This window comes from Enterococcus sp. AZ156 (assembly GCF_051714165.1).
GTDB lineage: Bacteria > Bacillota > Bacilli > Lactobacillales > Enterococcaceae > Enterococcus_B > Enterococcus_B pernyi.
On the sequence record NZ_JBIORI010000001.1, the window covers coordinates 225,682 to 244,940 of the forward strand.

Below are 19,259 nucleotides of genomic sequence, written 5' to 3' on the forward strand. Positions count from 1 at the left end.
TGTTATTTAATTGTTACGTATCCCACTACTTCTTTTTTTGAACGATTTTCGTTTCAAACAATCATACGCATTCGCTATTTATAATGGTTACTTCACATGCTCGTTAAGGTGAAACTTGTACTTCTAACAACTTTATTTGCTTATACTACTCTATCGAGAAATTCTTCTATCTATTTGTCTTTTCCTCCTTCCTTATGGTTAAATCATACCACGTTTTGGTAGCGTTTGCAATTGATATGTATTGATTATTTTAAAATATTTCTCTTCATATATATATGCGATATAGTTGAATTAATTAAAAAAATGATGTTATACTAAAATAGTGCGTTATACATAACGTATGATTTTTAAAGGAGGTATAGGATGGATAGTTACAAAAAAACAATAGAAGAAATAGCAGAAGAAACAAAAGTAGATATAGATCAAGGCTTGTCGATGACTGAAGCAAAAGAAAGAAGTCAAAAACAAGGCAAAAATCAATTCGAAGAAGCCCCCAAAGAATCACTCTTCAAAAAATTTATACGAAGTCTTTCAGATTTCACCACGATTGTTTTGTTAGTTGCCGCAGTCATTTCATTTTACACCGCATTTGCAACTGAACATGGAGACCTGTTCGAAGGACTCTTGATCATTGCGATTGTTATCATCAATTCAGTTCTAGCGATTGTTCAAGAAGGTAATGCAGAAAAAGCATTAGAATCCCTACAAGATATGAATAAACAAACCGCTACGGTCCTCAGAGATGGTAAAGTAGAAAAAGTAGATGCTGAGAATCTAGTTGTCGGGGATGTGCTGGTATTAGAAGCAGGATCAGCGATTGCTGCGGATGCTCGCTTAGTTGAAACATCACAATTACGTGTAGAAGAATCAGCTCTAACCGGTGAAAGTGAGGCTGTCGAAAAAGACGCAGGTTACATAAGTCAAGAAGATGACTCTCTCGGTGACCAATTGAACATGGTCTTTAAAGGTTGTACCGTTGCTGCTGGTCGTGGGAAAGCGATCGTCACAGCGATTGGTATGCAGACCGAAATGGGAAAAATCGCCGGATTATTAAATGACCATACAATGCAGAAAACACCACTACAAGTCCGTTTGAATCAATTAGGGAAGCGAATCAGTGTGATTGCATTAGCAGCTGCTGCTTTAGTCTTTTTGATTGGTGAACTTCAAGGGGAACCGTTACTTGAAATGTTCATGACTTCGATTTCCTTAGCTGTTGCCGCAGTACCAGAAACATTAACTGTTATCGTTACATTGACACTTGCTTATGGTGTACAGAAAATGGCGAAAAAACATGCGATTATTCGTCAGCTGCCAGCTGTTGAAACGCTCGGTACTGCGAATGTCATCTGTTCGGATAAAACCGGTACACTGACACAAAACCGGATGCGCGTACGTCGTGTGTGGAGTAAAGAAGATGAGGTAACAGATGTCGAAGATTCAATGACAAATAGCGCGATGGAAATTTTAAAAATGGCTGCATTATGTACAGATGTGACGGTTGAAAAAGAGGACGATGAATTGATCGTCAAAGGTAATCCAACGGAAGCAGCAATTGTACGTGCAGTTGAGGAAAACTATCATACAAAAGAAGAATTAGAAGAAAAATACCCAAGGGTTGACGAACTTCCATTCGACTCTGATCGAAAAATGATGACGACTGTCCATAAAATGGGTGATAAGTATATCTCTATCACTAAAGGCGCATTTGATGTCTTAGCACCAAAATTTACGTCTGGAGACGTTGAACAAGCAGAAGTGGTCAACGACCGTTTTGGGAAACGTGCCTTACGTGTAATTGCAGTAGGTTATCGAACGTATGACGAAAAACCACAAGAAATCACTTCAGAAGCTTTAGAAAAAGATCTACGTTTGATTGGCTTGATCGGTATGATCGATCCGCCGCGTCCTGAAAGTAAAGGTGCTATCAAGCGTGCGAAAAAAGCTGGTATCAAAACAGTGATGATCACTGGGGATCATGTCGTCACTGCCAGTGCGATTGCCAAAGAATTGGGAATTTTGACCAATAGTAACGAAGCTCTTTCAGGTGCGGAACTCCGTGCGTTATCTGATGAAGAGTTGGATGATCGAGTAAAAGATTTATCCGTTTATGCTCGCGTAACCCCAGAAGATAAAATCCGAATCGTCAAATCATGGCAACGAACAGGTGCTGTGGTCGCAATGACAGGTGATGGTGTGAACGATGCGCCAGCATTGAAAGCGAGTGACGTTGGGTGTGCGATGGGGATCACCGGTACAGATGTAGCGCAAAGTGCCGCTGACATGATTTTGACCGATGACAACTTCGCTACGATCGTAGATGCAGTTAGCCAAGGACGTTCCGTTTATCAAAATATTCGAAAAGCGATCAACTTCTTATTAAGCTGTAATATCTCTGAGATTTTTATCGTATTGATTGCGATGTTAGTTGGTTGGGGGGCACCATTTACAGCCGTTCAACTGTTGTTCGTAAACGTTGTTGCTGATGGACTACCTGGTTTCGCTCTAGGAAGAGAACCAGCAGAGGAAGGGATCATGAATGAAGCACCAATTCCTAAAAATGAAGGAATTTTCGCTCGTGGTCTAATGAAGAAAATTGCCATCAATGCAGGAATATTTACGGTAGTCACTTTATTTGGTTACTACTTAGGAAGCTTCGTCGATACGATCAGCCCTTGGGTTGATGCTAGTCAAGAAGTTGGCCAAACCGTTGCATTTCTAGTATTGGCTTACTCTTCGATCATTCATGTCTTTAATGTTCGTAGTAGTCAATCGATTTTCAAAGTGAACTTAGCAACGAATAAATCGTTAGTGGAAATGGCGATTCTTTCCCTTCTTATCACGTCAGCAGTCGCTTTATTACCATTCACGCAAGAATTATTTGGGTTAGTTCATATTAGTTTGAATCATTGGTTCTTAGTAGGAATCTTGTCGCTCATACCGATTGGGGTCAATGAATTGATCAAGTTCCACCAATTGCCAGATGAGGAAGAGACAGTAGAAGCACCAGAATCTGAAATGTAAAAAAATAAACACCAAAAAAGGATTGGAGATTTTCCAATCCTTTTTATTATGGTGAAAAAGCTGATTAAACTTGTTTTGGTAATTGTTCGTAAAAAGCAGCTTTAGTTGCAGTGATGTATGGATTCAACCATAGATAACCGATACCGACTGTGGCAATTGCTAAGATGTGCCATCCGATAAACGATAAGTCTAACCAGAATAATTTTCCTTTGTAGCCATCCATCAATTTACGGCTTGCTGTAATCGTATCAAGGATTTTTGGTTTTTCACCTGTTTCTGTTACGACATCATAGTAAATGAAATAACTTTGAGAATAGGCATACCCTTTGATGATCCCAGGAATGACTAAAAGCAATGCCCATAACGTAGTGAAAATTGTTGTCACTAGTGCTAACAATAGAACGCCACCGAAGAATACGCCTGAAAAACCTCGGAAAGCATCTTTGAATGGTTCGATCGTTGTTCGTTTCCCACGGATAATGTCTAAATAGGTCCAAGAAATCCCACTCATGAATAATGCACTGATGATCGTAGAAACGATCCCTCCACCTGAACTACTGCTACTTGAGCCATTCACCATTTCTTGTATTGAACTACTGTCTTGCATCGATGCAATCAGTAAAGCGGTAGGCAAAGCTAAAATAAGAATAATAGCAATTGTGATCAATGTTGGAATCAGATTCAACAAAATTGCTTGCCCCCAGCGTCCCTTTAAGCTATCCTTTGCTTGTTTTTTTAGTTCCCCAGAAGATACCATACACTTCACTCCTTTTTTTGATACCCTTAGTATATCAAAGAAGGGCCGAATTAGCTCAGGGATTACTCTTTCATTATTGAAAGGTTCGCAAAAAAAGCAGGTTAAAAAGAACTATAAAAAAAGAGAAGCTCTTGCAAAAAGTAGTTGAAAAGATTATGATGGTGGGAGTTGCAAACGCGATTCTATAAAAGAAAGTAGGGAATTGAATGACAGAATCTGCCATTCGTTATCGTTTAATAAAAAAAGAAAAACATACAGGCGCCCGCCTTGGTGAATTGATTACTCCCCATGGAACTTTTCCAACGCCGATGTTTATGCCTGTGGGTACACTAGCTACCGTTAAAACTATGTCGCCTGAAGAACTAAAAGAAATGGGTGCAGGCGTGATTTTGAGTAATACCTATCATTTATGGCTTCGTCCTGGAGAAGATTTGGTCGAAGAAGCAGGTGGCTTGCATAAATTTATGAATTGGGACCAGCCGATTTTAACTGATTCTGGTGGATTTCAAGTCTTCTCATTAAGTGATATGCGTAACATCGTTGAAGAAGGTGTGCATTTCAAAAACCACTTGAACGGCTCAAAAATGTTCTTGTCTCCTGAAAAAGCCATCAACATCCAAAATAAATTAGGTTCTGATATCATGATGAGTTTTGATGAATGTCCTCCATTTGATGAGAGCTATGATTATGTGAAAAAATCAGTTGAACGAACTTCTCGTTGGGCAGAACGTGGATTGAAAGCTCATGCGAATCCAGATCGTCAAGGATTATTTGGTATCATCCAAGGAGCTGGTTTTGAAGATTTACGTAAACAAAGTGCGAAAGACTTAATCAGTATGGATTTCCCTGGGTATTCCATCGGAGGTTTATCTGTCGGTGAACCAAAAGCTGAGATGAACCGTGTCTTAGAATTTACGACGCCATTGATCCCAGATCATAAGCCACGTTATTTGATGGGGGTAGGAGCTGCGGATTCATTGATTGATGGCGTGATTCGTGGAGTCGATATGTTCGACTGTGTTCTACCAACCCGAATCGCTCGTAACGGAACATGTATGACATCGCAAGGACGATTAGTCGTAAAAAATGCGCAATATGCCCGGGACTTCCGTCCAATCGATGAAAAATGTGATTGCTATACTTGTAAAAATTATACGAGAGCATATATTCGTCACTTGATCAAATGTGATGAAACATTTGGCATCCGTTTAACGTCTTATCACAATCTATACTTCTTATTAAACTTGATGAAACAAGTTCGACAAGCGATTATGGATGATAACTTATTAGAGTTTCGTGCAGCCTTTTTCGAAGAGTATGGGTTCAATAAAGAAAACGCAAAAAGTTTCTAGCAGGATTTGTGAAATTTAGTTAAAAAACTAGTTTCTAGCGCCTTTTTCTGCTAAAGTGTTTAGTGTAGATATTTAGTTAGTGAGGTGAAAAAAATGGGTTCATTACCAATGTTAGTGATGTTCGTTGCCCTATTAGGGATGTGGTTCTTTATGTCACGTACACAAAAGAAACAACAACAAGAACGTCAAAACTTGCTTGATAGTATGAAAGCTGGCGATGAAGTAGTCACGATCGGTGGACTTCATGGCGTAGTCTCAGAAATCGACGAGACAAATCGTACAGTTGTTTTAGACTGCGAAGGGATCTTTTTAGAATACGATCGAGCAGCCATCAAAACGGTAAAACCAGGTACAGGCGCGATGACAAGTACACCAATCGCACCAGTAGAAGAACCGACAGAACCAGAAGTAATTGAAACTGTTGAAGTTCCAGAAACACCTGAAGAGAAAAAAGAAGAAAAAGAATTATAGACACCGGTTGTTTGCCACGCGTGGGCTAAATGTATACGGAGTTCGATCATTCTTTATCAAAAAGACTGTCGTCATTCCTATCTCGTATAGAGATAAGAAGGCGATCAGTCTTTTTTGTGTGACTTTGCTAAATAAATCACATCTGCCATTATGGAGCGGTCACTCGATAATCTCTCTTGTGGAACGGACTGTTTCTAAAGAAAAATATAACTGTGAAAAAAATCACAAAAAAGTATTTACATCGAAAAAAAAGTGTTGTATGATGTGTATGTGAAATAATTAACAAATAACCATGACTCAGTAGGAGGAACATAATGGCTAAAATAATGGAAAAAGAAGAGACAAAAACTGTTGATGTACAAGCGATGATCGACGATTTAGCGACAAAAGCAAATGTTGCGTTGAAAGAAATGGAAAGTTTTGATCAAGAAAAAGTAGATCACATTGTGCATGAAATGGCAATGGCTGCATTAGATCAGCACATGCCTCTAGCAAAAATGGCTGTCGAAGAAACTGGCCGTGGCATCTATGAAGATAAAGCAATCAAAAATATGTATGCTTCAGAATATATTTGGAACAGTATCAAATATGACAAAACTGTCGGAGTAATCAATGAAGACACTCAAAAAGGATTGATTGAGATTGCTGAACCAGTCGGCGTCGTTTGTGGCGTAACACCAACAACAAACCCAACTTCAACAACAATCTTTAAATCAATGATCGCTTTGAAAACCAGAAACCCAATCGTTTTTGCTTTCCATCCAAGCGCTCAAAAATGTTCCGCTGAGGCAGCAAGAGTCGTTCGTGATGCAGCCATCGCAGCAGGTGCGCCAGAAAACTGTATCCAATGGATCGAGCATCCATCGATCGATGCGACTTCAATGTTGATGAACCACCCAGGAATTGCAATCGTATTAGCAACTGGTGGCGCAGGCATGGTAAAATCCGCTTATTCAACTGGTAAACCAGCTTTAGGTGTTGGACCGGGTAACGTTCCTGCATATATCGAAAAAACAGCAAAAGTAAAACGTGCAGTGAATGACTTGATCGTATCAAAAACATTCGATAACGGCATGATTTGTGCTTCTGAGCAAGCAGTCATCGTAGATAAAGAAATCTATGCAGCCGTAAAAGCAGAATTCCAAGCTCACCAAGTGTACTTCGTCAAACCAGCAGAGCTTTCAAAATTAGAAGATGCTGTCATGAATGAAGGTAAATACGCTGTAAATCCTGCAATCGTGGGACATTCAGCAATGGATATTGCAAAATTAGCAGGGATCAATGTACCAGAAGGAACCAAATTATTAGTGGCAGAATTAGAAGGCGTAGGGCCTGATTATCCACTTTCACGTGAGAAACTTTCACCGGTTTTAGCAATGGTCAAATCAAACAGTACAGAACATGCTTTCGAATTATGTGAAGGAATGTTGAACCTTGGTGGATTAGGGCATACAGCTGTCATCCATTCAGAAAACGAAGAGTTGCATGTTCAATTTGGACTACGCATGAAAGCTTGCCGTATCTTAGTCAACACACCATCAGCAGAAGGCGGAATCGGAAATATCTACAACGAAATGATTCCATCATTGACACTAGGTTGTGGTTCATACGGAAAGAATTCTGTTTCAAGAAACGTATCAGCAGTCAACTTAATCAACGTCAAAACTGTAGCGAAACGGAGAAATAACATGCAATGGTTCAAATTACCACCAAAAATCTTTTTTGAAAAGAATTCTTTGCTTTACTTGGAAAAAATGGAAAACGTTGAACGTGTCATGATCGTTTGTGACCCAGGTATGGTCCAATTCGGCTACTGTGACACTGTAAGAGAAGTATTAGCACGTCGTAAAAATGATGTGAAAATCGAGATCTTTTCAGATGTTGAACCAAACCCTTCAACAAATACAGTTTACGCTGGTACAAAAATGATGGCGGACTTCAAACCAGATACAGTGATCGCTCTTGGGGGCGGATCAGCAATGGATGCGGCGAAAGGCATGTGGATGTTCTATGAGCACCCAGATACTTCATTCTTTGGCGCAAAACAAAAATTCTTAGATATCCGTAAACGTACGTATAAAATCGACAAACCTGAAAAAACACAGTTTGTATGTATCCCAACAACATCAGGAACTGGTTCAGAAGTGACACCATTCGCAGTAATCACAGATAGCGAAACACATGTGAAATATCCATTAGCTGACTACGCATTGACACCAGATGTGGCAATCGTTGATCCACAATTTGTGATGTCAGTTCCCGCTTCTGTTACAGCGGATACAGGTATGGATGTATTGACACATGCTATCGAATCTTATGTCTCTGTGATGGCTTCTGATTACACTCGTGGGTTGAGTTTACAAGCAATCAAATTAGTCTTTGACTACTTGGAAAAATCAGTGAAAACACCAGATATGGAATCACGCGAAAAAATGCATAATGCGTCAACAATGGCTGGTATGGCCTTTGCCAATGCCTTCTTAGGAATTTGTCACTCAGTTGCGCATAAAATCGGTGGAGAATACGGTATCCCTCATGGACGTACAAATGCGATCCTATTGCCGCATATCATACGCTATAATGCGAAAGATCCACAAAAACATGCGATGTTCCCTAAATATGACTACTTCCGTGCGGATACAGACTACGCGGATATCGCGAAGTTCTTAGGTTTGAAAGGGAAAACAACAGCAGAGCTTGTAGAAGCATTGGCAACAGCTGTTAGCGACTTAGGAAAATCTGTTGGTATCGACATGAGCTTGAGAGCGCAAGGCGTGACGCAAGAAACATTAGACACAACAGTTGATCGCATGGCTGAATTAGCGTATGAAGATCAATGTACAACAGCCAATCCAAAAGAACCATTGATCAGTGAGTTGAAACAAATCATTATCGACGCATATAATGCGTAATTCATAACTAAAAGTTGTCCCAACAACGAATCAAGCATGAGAGAATCTTCTCACTTGGTTCGTTGTTTTTTCTTTTTAAGATAATGTCTATCAAGCGATACACCAGAAGAATTTCCGGAAATAATTTTTGTAGAATCGCTCAATATGTTGTTAGAAGAGAAAAATGTCGTAGCTTTTTTTTCTAATATCTAAAAAAAGAAGTATTAGATAACTCGAATAATAGGTATTTTGATGAATATGCTATGCTACTATTTTTCTATAAAAAAGGAGATGAGATCTTGAAGAAATATATTGTTACTTTGTTGATTGCGTGTGTCGTTTCTCTTGGACTATCCTTTCTTTTGGAACGAGAAATCTTACGTAACATTGGCATTGGGTTACTTTTGATCGGAATTGCACTTTCTGGCACAGCAGTTTCAGGGGATCGCATGCGAGCGAATCAGGAAAATAGCGAGTTGGGTTTTCGTAAGAACTACTTTTGGTTTCCTTTACTTGCATGTTTGCCATTTTTTATGGTGTATACATTTTTATAAACGGTTGATTTTGAAGCCATGACGAGCGGTAGGCGTCATGGTTTTTCTTTTGATAGGGCTCTTTTTTACAGAAAACCCATTAATAATCTCGTTATGTCAATTTTAGATAGTTTTTGTTCAAATGATGCTATTTATTGAGAAAGCGTTTACTGATATATTAACAGCATAGAATGAAAGCGTTTAAAAAGGAGAGGGGAAATTGATTATTAAAGAGGAACTATTTGTACAGAAAGAAGTTGTAGAAGGAACGATTGACCGATTAGTGGAGAATTTGACGACGATCAACGATGATTCAGGTGAATTTTTATTGGATTTTGATGGGTTAAAGGTGGATGACAAAAGTTGGTCTATTTGGAACTGGCCACAAGGTGTAGGGCTATACGGTATCTACAAAAATTATCAGTTGACTAAAAATCCTCGTGCGGCGGAAGTGGTGAAGGAATGGTTTGAAGCACGGATGCAAGAAGGCGCACCGCCGAAGAACGTCAATACGATGGCACCAATCCTCACGATGGCGTATTTATATGAGGAGACAGGTGATACACGCTACTTGCCTTACTTGAAGCAATGGACGGAATGGGTCATGAATGATATGCCTCGGACAGAGGAAGACGGATTACAGCACGCTACATATGGACCGGAAAATAAGAATCAATTGTGGGATGACACCTTGATGATGACGGTTTTGCCATTAGCCAAAATCGGTAAGCTCCTAGATCGTCCAGAATACCTAGAGGAAGCCAGATACCAATTTATGATCCACATCAAATATTTGATGGATAAACGTACAGGTCTTTGGTACCACGGGTGGACCTTTGAAGGTAATCATAATTATGCGGAAGCATTTTGGGGAAGGGGAAATTGTTGGTTGACGATTGCGATTCCTGAAATCATCGCGATTCTGGAACTGAAAGAAGGAGATGCTTTCCGTAAATTATTAATAGAAACGCTAGAAGCCCAAGTGCAAACCTTAGCAGATCAGCAATCAGAAAGTGGCTTATGGCATACCTTGATCGATGATCCAACCTCATACTTAGAATCATCTGCGACAGCAGGTTTTGCTTACGGTATTTTAAAAGCAGTGCATGAGCGCTACTTGCCAAAGAAATATTTAGAAACCGCCTATCGTGCGATCCAAGGGTTGCTTGAGCAAGTAGATGAAACTGGCGAAGTTCAAAATGTTTCGGTAGGTACAGGGATGGGCGATGATTTAGAGTTTTACCGTACGATTGGCAAGACAGCGATGCCTTATGGCCAATCGTTACTTGTATTATGTCTGACAGAATTACTTGTGTCGTATTTTTGATAGAAAGGAGAAAAAAATGAAAAAAACACTTGCTTTTGCTTTTTGTTTACTGGGAATCATCGGTTTGAGTGGTTGTAGTAGTCAGTCAAGTGTTGGTGTTGTCGCAAATGCAGAGGAAGAAGCAACGATCACTTTACGTTTTGCTTATGCCAGTAATAGTCAGCCAGTCATTGATGCAATGAATAAATTCGGAGAGTTAGTAGAAGAAAAAACAGCTGGCTCAGTCAAAGTAAAATATTTTCCTGATGGTCAATTGGGGGGAGAACGTGAATTGATCGAACTGACTCAATCAGGTGCGATTGATTTTACGAAAGTCAGTGCTTCTGCGTTAGAAAGTTTCTCTAAAGTCTATTCGATTTTTTCAGTTCCTTACTTGTTCAATGATGAGCAACATTTCTTCAATGTCATGGAGAACGAAGAGATCATGCCACCCATTTATCAATCAACGACAGATTTAGGTTTTTCTGGTCTCACCTATTATGATTCAGGGCAACGTAGTTTTTATATGGTCGATGGCCCGATCCACACACCGGATGATCTAAAAGGGAAAAAAATCCGCGTGATGCAAAGTGAAACGGCCATTAGAATGGTGGAACTACTAGGTGGATCACCTGTGCCGATGGGCAGTGACGAAGTATATACTTCGCTACAGTCAAACTTGATCAACGGATCAGAGAACAATGAATTTGTTTTGTATACAGCCGGGCATGGTGGTGTAGCCAAGTATTATTCCTATGATGAGCATACACGAGTACCGGATATCATCATCATGAACGATGCGATCAAAGAACGTTTGACTGCTGAGCAACAACAAGCAATCGAAGAAGCGGCGAAAGCATCAACGATTTTTGAAATCGAAGCATTCGCTCAAGCAATCGAAGAAGAAAAAAGAGTGGCAACGGAAGAATATGGCGTCCAGTTCAATGAAGTGGACAATACGCCATTTCGTGAAGCAGTCGCACCGTTGCATGACGAATTCAAAAATCATCCGGATTTTCAGACGCTTTACCGAATGATCCAAGAAGAAGGGGTGTAATCGATGAAAAAAGGAATCAGTCGGCTGTTAGAATTTCTAGGAGCATGTCTGTTGATCGGTATGATCATCATTGTCTTGTGGCAAGTATTCTCGCGAACGATTTTGGGTAATCCAAATACTGTAACAGAAGAATTAGTGCGTTTTGGATTAGTCTGGTTTGCGATGCTATCTTCCGCTTATGTAGTGGGTCAAAAAGGGCACTTAGCAGTTACACTGTTAAGTGAGAAACTGACTGGTAAGAAAGCGAATGTATTGGAGATCGTCGTTCAGTGTCTTTTTCTGGCTTTTGCAATCACGATCATGGTTTATGGTGGTTGGAATGCTGTGACATTGACGATGGGGCAAATTTCCCCTTCATTAGGGATTCCGATGGGCTATGTCTATTTATCGGTGCCGGTATCAGGTGTTTTGATCATTATCTACAGTTTGATCAATTTGATTGAAGCAATGAATAGGAAGTCTGTCGTTCAGGAAAAGGGATAGGAGGAATTTGATGGCTTTAGAAGCAGGTGCAATTTTATTTTTTGTTTTTGTCTTTTTATTGATTGTTGGAATGCCCATTGCAATCAGTATCGCTTTTTCATCGATGCTCACGTTGTTATTAGTGATTCCCTTTGATGTCGCAGCGTTTAGTTCTGCGCAAAAAATGGTCGGGAGTATCAATAGTTTCTCATTGATTGCCATTCCATTTTTCGTTTTTTCAGGAATCATTATGAACCATGGTGGGATTGCTAAAAAATTAGTTGATTTTGCTATGTTGTTTGTTGGTCGGATCCCTGGGTCTTTGGCCCATACGAATGTTTTAGGAAACGCATTGTTCGGCTCAATCTCCAGTTCGGCGATTGCTGCTTCGACAGCGATTGGGGGCGTGCTGATTCCGCAACAAGTCGAAGAAGGGTACGATCGTAAATTTGCGACAGCAGTCAATATTGCTTCGGCACCTACAGGGATGGTGATCCCACCAAGTACAGCATTTATCATGTATTCTTTAGTTGCCGGAGGCGCTTCGATCTCAGCTCTATTTATGGGTGGCTATTTAGCGGGAGCTTTGTGGTCGTTAGGAATCATGCTCGTTGCATTTGTAGTGGCGAAGAAAAATAAATATCCGACAGTACCAAAAGGACAAGGGAAGCAAGTCGGAAAAGTGTTAAAAGAAGCAATCCCAAGTTTAGCTTTGATCGTTATCATCATTGGTGGTATTTTAACAGGATTCTTCACAGCTATCGAAGCATCTGCGATTGCGGTATTGTATTCTTTATTGATCTCCATGTTCTTCTACAAGACAGTGAAACTACAAGATATACCAAAGATGTTGGTACAATCCGTGGCGATGTCGGGAACGATCATGTTTTTATTAGCGACGTCTTCCATGATGTCATTCGCTATGGCATTTACTGGGATACCTCAAGCAATCAGCAGTCTGATCATTGGAGTCACTGATAATCGCTTCATTATTTTATTATTGATCAATATCATTTTGTTACTTGTTGGGATGTTTATGGATGTCGCGCCAGCGATTTTGATTTTTACGCCGATTTTCTTGCCGATCGCGACAAGTGTTGGTGTCGATCCAGTCCACTATGGCTTATTTTCGATCATGAATCTTTGTGTCGGTTCCATTACCCCACCAGTAGGTACCGGACTATATGTAGGAGCGAGTGTTGGTGGAGTTAAAGCAGAAGCGATGTTGAAGCCGCTGTTACCATTTTACGGTGTCATATTAACAGTTTTATTGTTGATTACGTATTTCCCCAAAATCGTGATGTGGTTACCGGATCTATTAGGATAAAGGAGAAACCATGATGAAATTAAACCTAGTCGCCAGAGGGCATGACTTGAGCCATGTACAAACCGTGGATGATTTAGCAAAAAAAGTGAGTCAACAAAAAATTTCTACGCTACAATTGGCATTAAGTCGTTCATTTCCTACACTTCCATCAGATGGACAAGCCATCAATGCTGGAATGGGGCAATATATGAAAAATATTCTCGCAAAAGAAGGCATAAGTGTCGGTATCTTAAGCTGTTATATCAACATGATCCATCCTGATCTATTTGTTCGTGAAACGGTGCTTCGTCAATTTGAAAGATATCTCCAATATGCTGCAAGCTTCGGGGCGACGATGGTCGCAACCGAGACGGGGAGCGTGAGTGAAGCAGGTTATACAGAGAAGAACTTTTCGGAGGAGGCCTTTTCACAAATCGTTGAAGCGATTCGCCAGTTAGTGCGAGCTGGCGAAAAATATCGAATGATGGTCGGTATCGAACCAGGGTTGAATCATCCTTTGTATTCGCTTGATCGCGTAGCAGAGTTAATTGAAACAATCGATTCGGATTATCTGGGTATCATTTTAGATCCAACGAATTTGATCACTGCAGAAAATCATCACCAACAAGTTGGATTAGTTGAAGAAGCCTTTGAACGTTTTGGAGAAAAAATTTGCGGATTACATCTAAAAGACTACCTCGTTTCTGATGAAGGGAAGATTATCCCGGCTGATTTAGGTACGGGACTGATTGATTACGAAGCCATCGTAACAATCGCGCAGGAGCATCGTCCGTATCTTTATATCGTTTTAGAAGAAACAAAAGACGATGCGCTAAAGCACGCTGTCTCGATACTGAGTCACGTTACTGGATAAGAAAACGCAGGAATGTGCATTTGCTCATTATTGAGCAATGCGAAAGGGGAGATAGGCATGGAGAAAAAACACATCAATGGAAAAGAAGTCAATACGATGATTTCTGATCAATATGAGATTTATCACGTGAAAGATATCGTTAGTCAAAATAAAACGGTCTATCATCATCATGATTTCTATGAGATCCATGCCACTTTGGAAGGAGAAGCCATTTTTTATTTAGATGGTCGTCAGTTTACGATCCAATCAGGAAATGTTTTATTGATCCATTCAAGAGATCTGCATCGGATCGTTCGTCAATCAACTGATGTATTCGAGCGTGTCTACATGTTTATCACCCCTGCATTCTTAGAGAGTCGTTCCACCAAGTGGTCCAATCTATCCGCCTGTTTTTGGCCGATTGGTGAACGCCGAAGCCGGATATTACATATTGAACCACAAGTACTAAAAGAAAAACTTTCTTTTATCGACCAAACGTTGGATCGAAAAGATTATGGTGCAGATATTCGTTATGAACAAGCGCTAGTCGAATATTTGATTTTTCTCAACCGTATGGTACAGATCGAAGAACATATTTCGGAAGAAAATTTCACTGTACCAAATGAACGGTTAGAAAAAATGCTCCAATTTGTCGCAGAGAATTTGAGTGAACCCCTCTCACTCAAACAAATGGAAAAAGAATTTTTCATCAGTAAATATCACGTGACTCGCGAATTCAAAAAACATACTGGTTTTACCTTTCATCAATACGTGATGAAGAAAAAACTACTTTATTCAAAACAACTATTAAGAGAGTACGGCAACTCAAGTTCCGTTTATAGTAAATGTGGTTTCGCTTCTTATCCTCACTATTTACGCGCATTCAAAACCGAATTTGGCGTAACTCCCAAAGAATTTTTGAAAAAAGATCTGGCAGGAGCGTTTGTTCATTATACGCATTATGAAGAAGAAAACAAAGATCCCTTTTAAATTATCGTTCTTTCCGATATAATTTCCTATATAGAAATAGGAGAGTGGAATATGGAAAATAAAAAACCTTATGGGACCGTTTTAATCAAAGCTTCGCATATTTTAGATTATCTAGCAGAGCATCCAGATGCTTCATTACAAGAAATTGCAAAAGGTATCGACATGACGTCATCTACTGCATTAAAAATTTTAGATACGTTATCCATGATTGGTTATGTAAATAAAAATCAAGAAAAAAATTATCGTTTAGGTGGGAAACTGGTCCGATATGCAAACAAAAATATCGATCAAATCGATCTAGTTGAACGTACTTTGCCATTTTTGGAAAAACTACAACAAACAATTGATGAAACCATTCATCTAGGTATTTTAGACAACAACGAGATTCTCTATGTCAATAAGTTGGACCCTAAAAATCAAACGATCCGCATGTCTTCAAAAATCGGTATCACGAGACCTTTATATAGTTCAGCAATGGGGAAAGCCGTCTTGGCGCATTTTACGGAAGAGCAATATCAACAGTATATCGAACAATGTCCTCTGGTCCCCTTCACTGAATATACAATTACCAATTCTTTAAAACTAAAAAAAGAGATCCAGCAAGTTAAACAAACAAAAATCGCCTTCGATGATGAAGAAGTCGAAAAAGACATTTTTTGCATCGGTACCTCTTTAGTTCATGAGAACCAGGTGGTTGGAGCGTTTAGTGTCAGTATGCCGAAATACCGATTAAGTGAAGAAAGCAAGGCTCAAATCATTCAAACGATCCTGCAAACGAAAGAAGAAATCGAAAAAACTTTTGAAAAAAGCTAAAAAGCGTTTGCATTTTTTTATTCCTGCCGTATAATGGAGATGTAAATTTCTTTATTGTAAACTATAATTTCCAAATAAGAAATGGGTGGGAAGATGAAAAAAATGGATATCTTATCTCGTTTGAAACAAGCGGGAGTTATTGCAGTCGTACGAGGAGCAACAAATGAAGAAGCACTGAATGCTTGTCACGCGATTATCAAAGGCGGACTAACTGGCATTGAGTTGACTTTCACCGTGCCACAAGCAGATCGAGTAATTAAAGAACTAGTAGAAACCTACAAAGACCAACAGGATGTGGTGATCGGTGCAGGGACAGTGTTGGATGCTATTACTGCGCGTTTAGCGATTTTAGCAGGTGCTGAGTATATCGTCAGCCCCTGTTTTGATCAGGAAACCGCAGAACTATGCAATTTATACCAAATCCCTTATTTACCAGGATGTATGACGATCGATGAAATCAAAACAGCGCTAAAAAGTGGCGTAGACATCGTCAAACTATTTCCTGGAAGTGCTTTCGGTCCAAGTATCATCTCTGCATTCAAAGCGCCGATGCCCCATGTCAATATCATGCCTACTGGTGGGGTCAGTTTAGAAAACATGCAAGAATGGTTTGAGGCAGGCGTGATCACTGTTGGTGTTGGTGGGAACTTGTTGGCTCCAGCAGCTCATGGAGATTTTGAGGAAGTGACAAAAGTCGCACAACAATATGCGGCAAAAATGAAAGAAATTACGAGGTAACCGCTGATGGGAAGAGTCGTGACACTCGGAGAAATCATGCTACGCTTGTCGACAGAACAGGGACAACGGTTACAAGACAGTGATCATTTTTGTGCGCATTATGGCGGTGGGGAAGCGAATGTCGCGATCTCATTAGCAAATTATGGACATACGGTTTCGTTCATGTCAAAAGTCCCAGAACATTCACTGGGTCTGGCAGTCGAAAAACACTTACGAAGCTATGGGGTAGATACTAGCCTACTGCTGAAAGGCGGACCTCGGCTTGGCACATATTATATGGAAACAGGGATCGGTGAACGTGCGGCTTCAGTCATTTATGATCGTGCTGGTTCCAGTTTCGCGGTGATGGATCGCTTGGAATGGTCACTAGAGGACTGTTTTAAGGGAGTCGATCTATTCCATGTTTCAGGAATCACACCGGCATTATCAGAAAATTGGCGATGGCTGACAAAAGAACTTATGGAAGCAGCCAAACAAGCAGGTTGTCAAATCAGTTTTGATATCAATTATCGGGGCAAGCTGTGGACACAACAAGAAGCGGGTAAAGTGTTAGAACAATTATTACCACTCGTTGATATTTGTTCAGCGGGTGAGATGGATGCGCTTTATTTGTTAGGGATAGCAAAAGCACCTGAAACGACAGTAAATCCACTTATTTATTATTACGAAAAAATGCAAGAAAGATTTCCCAACATCCAAACGTTTTACTCAACCAAACGTACGGTGCATTCAGCGAGTGAAAATGATCTACAAGGTACCTTGTGGATGAAGGATAGCTATTTCGAATCGCCGCTTCATCAAGTCACTTCGATCGTTGATCGTGTGGGTGGAGGAGATGCGTTTGCTGGGGGATTGCTTCATGGAATTTTAGAAGAGATGCAACCACAAGCAATTATTGATTTTGCGACAGCAGCCTCTGCGTTGAAACACACGATTCATGGAGATTGCAACCAATTCAATCAAGCAGAAGTTGCTAGTTTTATCACTAGCGGTTCTGGAAAAATCATTCGATAAAGGAGAGTCTATCAACATGCAAGAAATGGAAACACGTTATACACATAGCCCAGAGGATATCCGTCATTATTCAACAGAACAATTGAGAAATGAATTTTTGGTAGAGAAAGTATTTGTTCCAGGGAAAATCAGTCTTACTTATACGCACAATGATCGTATGATCTTCGGCGGTGTAACACCAACAACTCATCCATTAGAAATCAAACTAGATAAAGAACTAGGTGTTACTTATTTCCTAGAACGTCGCGAGCTTGGTGTGATCAACATCGGCGGACCCGGATTCATTGGAATCGACGGTGAAAAAGAAGAAATGAAGAAACAAGATGGGTATTACATCGGTAAAGAAACGGAGCATGTAGTTTTCTCCTCGGTAGATCCAGAAAACCCTGCAAAATTTTACATCAGTTCTGTGCCAGCACATCACAAATATCCAAATGTAAAAATCAGCATCGATCAAGTGAAACCCATGGAAACAGGCGAAGGCGTCACATTGAATGAGCGCAAAATCTACCAATATATCCATCCAAACGTTTGTGAAAGCTGTCAATTACAGATGGGTTATACCATTTTAGAACCGGGTAGTTCATGGAACACGATGCCTTGTCACACACATGAACGTCGCATGGAAGCTTATGTTTACTTTGATTATGCAAATGAAGATACACGTGTGTTCCATATGATGGGTAAACCAGATGAAACCAAACATTTAGTCGTAGATAATGAACAAGCCGTGATTTCGCCAAGTTGGTCGATCCACTCAGGTGTTGGCACAAGCAATTATTCGTTTATCTGGGCAATGTGTGGTGAAAATATCACCTATACAGATATGGATATGGTATCAATGGATCAATTGAAATAGGAAAGGAAGATAAAAATGTCATTCAATATGGATATGTTTCGCTTAGACAATAAAGTCGCTTTAATCACCGGTGCGGTATACGGAATCGGTTTTGAGATTGCTCGCTCATTAGCAGAAGCTGGAGCAACGATCGTCTTCAATAATTTAACTCAGGAATCAGTAGATGAAGGGATTGCCAACTACAAAGAAATTGGTATTGAAGCAAAAGGCTATGTTTGTGATGTGACGGATGAGTCAGCAGTACAAGCAATGGTCAAACAAATCAAATCAGAAGTTGGTCCAATCGATATTTTGGTCAACAATGCAGGCATCATCAAACGTACACCAATGATCGAAATGGATGTGGCGGATTTCCGTCAAGTCATCGACGTAGACTTGAACGCACCATTTATCATGTCGAAAGCAGTCATCCCAGATATGATTGAAAAAGGTGGCGGGAAAATCATCAATATTTGTTCAATGATGAGTGAACTTGGCCGTGAGACAGTAAGTGCCTATGCTGCTGCTAAAGGCGGATTAAAAATGTTGACGAAAAACATTGCTTCAGAATATGGTCAGTACAACATTCAATGTAATGGGATCGGACCTGGCTATATCGCGACGCCGCAAACAGCGCCATTAAGAGAAACACAAGAAAACGGGGAGCGTCATCCATTTGACCAATTTATCGTTGGCCGTACACCAGCCGCTCGTTGGGGTGATCCAATCGACTTAGCTGGACCATCTGTCTTCTTAGCATCAAGTGCGTCTGATTTTGTTAACGGACATATCTTGTATGTAGATGGCGGTATCTTAGCTTATATCGGAAAACAACCATAATAAACAAAGAATGA

The 19,259-nt window shown here is 40.1% G+C and carries 17 protein-coding genes; 16 read left to right on the forward strand and 1 reads right to left on the reverse strand.

Annotation, left to right across the window (positions count from 1 at the left end; translation table 11 throughout):
• Positions 1-363: 363 nt before the first annotated feature.
• Positions 364-3,024 carry a calcium-translocating P-type ATPase, PMCA-type gene (locus tag IGJ95_RS01110; RefSeq protein ID WP_010736593.1) on the forward strand — a complete coding sequence of 887 codons (2,661 nt, stop codon included), beginning with the start codon at positions 364-366 and terminating at the stop codon, positions 3,022-3,024.
• Between the two features lie 64 nt (positions 3,025-3,088).
• Here the strand turns inward: IGJ95_RS01110 and IGJ95_RS01115 are convergent, their stop codons facing one another.
• Positions 3,089-3,781: a DUF975 family protein gene (locus IGJ95_RS01115; RefSeq protein WP_023518956.1), complete on the reverse strand. Its 693-nt coding sequence runs from the start codon at positions 3,779-3,781 to the stop codon at positions 3,089-3,091.
• 206 nt (positions 3,782-3,987) lie between these two features.
• Between IGJ95_RS01115 and tgt the strand changes: the two genes are divergently transcribed.
• From tgt to IGJ95_RS01190, 15 genes are all read left to right on the forward strand, one after another.
• Positions 3,988-5,133 (forward strand): tRNA guanosine(34) transglycosylase Tgt, encoded by a 1,146-nt coding sequence (tgt, locus tag IGJ95_RS01120; RefSeq protein WP_153829964.1) that lies wholly within the window; start codon positions 3,988-3,990, stop codon positions 5,131-5,133.
• A 93-nt stretch (positions 5,134-5,226) separates the two neighbouring features.
• The gene (gene yajC / locus IGJ95_RS01125) at positions 5,227-5,604 is read left to right on the forward strand and encodes a preprotein translocase subunit YajC (RefSeq protein ID WP_010736590.1); all 378 of its coding nucleotides are present in this window, start codon (positions 5,227-5,229) and stop codon (positions 5,602-5,604) included.
• Between the two features lie 314 nt (positions 5,605-5,918).
• A complete protein-coding gene (adhE, locus tag IGJ95_RS01130) occupies positions 5,919-8,516 on the forward strand; it encodes a bifunctional acetaldehyde-CoA/alcohol dehydrogenase (RefSeq protein ID WP_019722420.1) in 2,598 nt (865 codons plus the stop codon).
• 278 nt (positions 8,517-8,794) lie between these two features.
• Positions 8,795-9,049: a hypothetical protein gene (locus IGJ95_RS01135; protein ID WP_010736588.1), complete on the forward strand. Its 255-nt coding sequence runs from the start codon at positions 8,795-8,797 to the stop codon at positions 9,047-9,049.
• Between the two features lie 199 nt (positions 9,050-9,248).
• Positions 9,249-10,355, forward strand: coding sequence for a beta-galactosidase BglB (gene bglB, locus IGJ95_RS01140; protein WP_438761249.1), 1,107 nt, complete (start codon positions 9,249-9,251; stop codon positions 10,353-10,355).
• Positions 10,356-10,371: 16 nt separating this feature from the next.
• Positions 10,372-11,391: a TRAP transporter substrate-binding protein gene (locus IGJ95_RS01145; RefSeq protein WP_010736586.1), complete on the forward strand. Its 1,020-nt coding sequence runs from the start codon at positions 10,372-10,374 to the stop codon at positions 11,389-11,391.
• Positions 11,392-11,394: 3 nt separating this feature from the next.
• A complete protein-coding gene (locus tag IGJ95_RS01150) occupies positions 11,395-11,874 on the forward strand; it encodes a TRAP transporter small permease (RefSeq protein ID WP_010736585.1) in 480 nt (159 codons plus the stop codon).
• A 10-nt stretch (positions 11,875-11,884) separates the two neighbouring features.
• On the forward strand, positions 11,885-13,180 hold the full coding sequence (locus tag IGJ95_RS01155) for a TRAP transporter large permease (protein WP_438761251.1): 1,296 nt from the start codon (positions 11,885-11,887) through the stop codon (positions 13,178-13,180).
• A gap of 10 nt (positions 13,181-13,190) precedes the next feature.
• Positions 13,191-14,033, forward strand: coding sequence for a sugar phosphate isomerase/epimerase family protein (locus IGJ95_RS01160; protein WP_114543705.1), 843 nt, complete (start codon positions 13,191-13,193; stop codon positions 14,031-14,033).
• Positions 14,034-14,090: 57 nt separating this feature from the next.
• Positions 14,091-15,002, forward strand: coding sequence for an AraC family transcriptional regulator (locus tag IGJ95_RS01165; RefSeq protein ID WP_023518961.1), 912 nt, complete (start codon positions 14,091-14,093; stop codon positions 15,000-15,002).
• 51 nt (positions 15,003-15,053) lie between these two features.
• Positions 15,054-15,815 carry an IclR family transcriptional regulator gene (locus IGJ95_RS01170; RefSeq protein WP_010736580.1) on the forward strand — a complete coding sequence of 254 codons (762 nt, stop codon included), beginning with the start codon at positions 15,054-15,056 and terminating at the stop codon, positions 15,813-15,815.
• A 93-nt stretch (positions 15,816-15,908) separates the two neighbouring features.
• Entirely contained in the window at positions 15,909-16,553 is a 645-nt protein-coding gene (locus IGJ95_RS01175) for a bifunctional 4-hydroxy-2-oxoglutarate aldolase/2-dehydro-3-deoxy-phosphogluconate aldolase (protein WP_041684164.1), read from the forward strand.
• 6 nt (positions 16,554-16,559) lie between these two features.
• Positions 16,560-17,567, forward strand: coding sequence for a sugar kinase (locus IGJ95_RS01180; RefSeq protein WP_153829961.1), 1,008 nt, complete (start codon positions 16,560-16,562; stop codon positions 17,565-17,567).
• A gap of 16 nt (positions 17,568-17,583) precedes the next feature.
• Complete coding sequence (gene kduI / locus IGJ95_RS01185; protein ID WP_010736577.1) at positions 17,584-18,426, forward strand: 5-dehydro-4-deoxy-D-glucuronate isomerase; 843 nt, start codon at positions 17,584-17,586, stop codon at positions 18,424-18,426.
• A gap of 15 nt (positions 18,427-18,441) precedes the next feature.
• Positions 18,442-19,245, forward strand: coding sequence for a gluconate 5-dehydrogenase (locus tag IGJ95_RS01190; protein WP_010736576.1), 804 nt, complete (start codon positions 18,442-18,444; stop codon positions 19,243-19,245).
• Positions 19,246-19,259 lie beyond the last annotated feature (14 nt).

What these genes read in the sequence shown, in the direction of transcription:
- IGJ95_RS01160 (WP_114543705.1), top strand. Translation starts at nt 13,191, where the DNA reads ATGATGAAATTAAACCTAGTCGCCAGAGGGCATGACTTGAGCCATGTA.
- IGJ95_RS01115 (WP_023518956.1), bottom strand. Translation starts at nt 3,781, where the DNA reads ATGGTATCTTCTGGGGAACTAAAAAAACAAGCAAAGGATAGCTTAAAG.
- adhE (WP_019722420.1), top strand. Translation starts at nt 5,919, where the DNA reads ATGGCTAAAATAATGGAAAAAGAAGAGACAAAAACTGTTGATGTACAA.
- IGJ95_RS01180 (WP_153829961.1), top strand. Translation starts at nt 16,560, where the DNA reads ATGGGAAGAGTCGTGACACTCGGAGAAATCATGCTACGCTTGTCGACA.
- IGJ95_RS01145 (WP_010736586.1), top strand. Translation starts at nt 10,372, where the DNA reads ATGAAAAAAACACTTGCTTTTGCTTTTTGTTTACTGGGAATCATCGGT.
- IGJ95_RS01155 (WP_438761251.1), top strand. Translation starts at nt 11,885, where the DNA reads ATGGCTTTAGAAGCAGGTGCAATTTTATTTTTTGTTTTTGTCTTTTTA.
- IGJ95_RS01150 (WP_010736585.1), top strand. Translation starts at nt 11,395, where the DNA reads ATGAAAAAAGGAATCAGTCGGCTGTTAGAATTTCTAGGAGCATGTCTG.
- IGJ95_RS01170 (WP_010736580.1), top strand. Translation starts at nt 15,054, where the DNA reads ATGGAAAATAAAAAACCTTATGGGACCGTTTTAATCAAAGCTTCGCAT.
- IGJ95_RS01190 (WP_010736576.1), top strand. Translation starts at nt 18,442, where the DNA reads ATGTCATTCAATATGGATATGTTTCGCTTAGACAATAAAGTCGCTTTA.
- IGJ95_RS01165 (WP_023518961.1), top strand. Translation starts at nt 14,091, where the DNA reads ATGGAGAAAAAACACATCAATGGAAAAGAAGTCAATACGATGATTTCT.
- yajC (WP_010736590.1), top strand. Translation starts at nt 5,227, where the DNA reads ATGGGTTCATTACCAATGTTAGTGATGTTCGTTGCCCTATTAGGGATG.
- IGJ95_RS01175 (WP_041684164.1), top strand. Translation starts at nt 15,909, where the DNA reads ATGAAAAAAATGGATATCTTATCTCGTTTGAAACAAGCGGGAGTTATT.
- IGJ95_RS01110 (WP_010736593.1), top strand. Translation starts at nt 364, where the DNA reads ATGGATAGTTACAAAAAAACAATAGAAGAAATAGCAGAAGAAACAAAA.
- tgt (WP_153829964.1), top strand. Translation starts at nt 3,988, where the DNA reads ATGACAGAATCTGCCATTCGTTATCGTTTAATAAAAAAAGAAAAACAT.
- kduI (WP_010736577.1), top strand. Translation starts at nt 17,584, where the DNA reads ATGCAAGAAATGGAAACACGTTATACACATAGCCCAGAGGATATCCGT.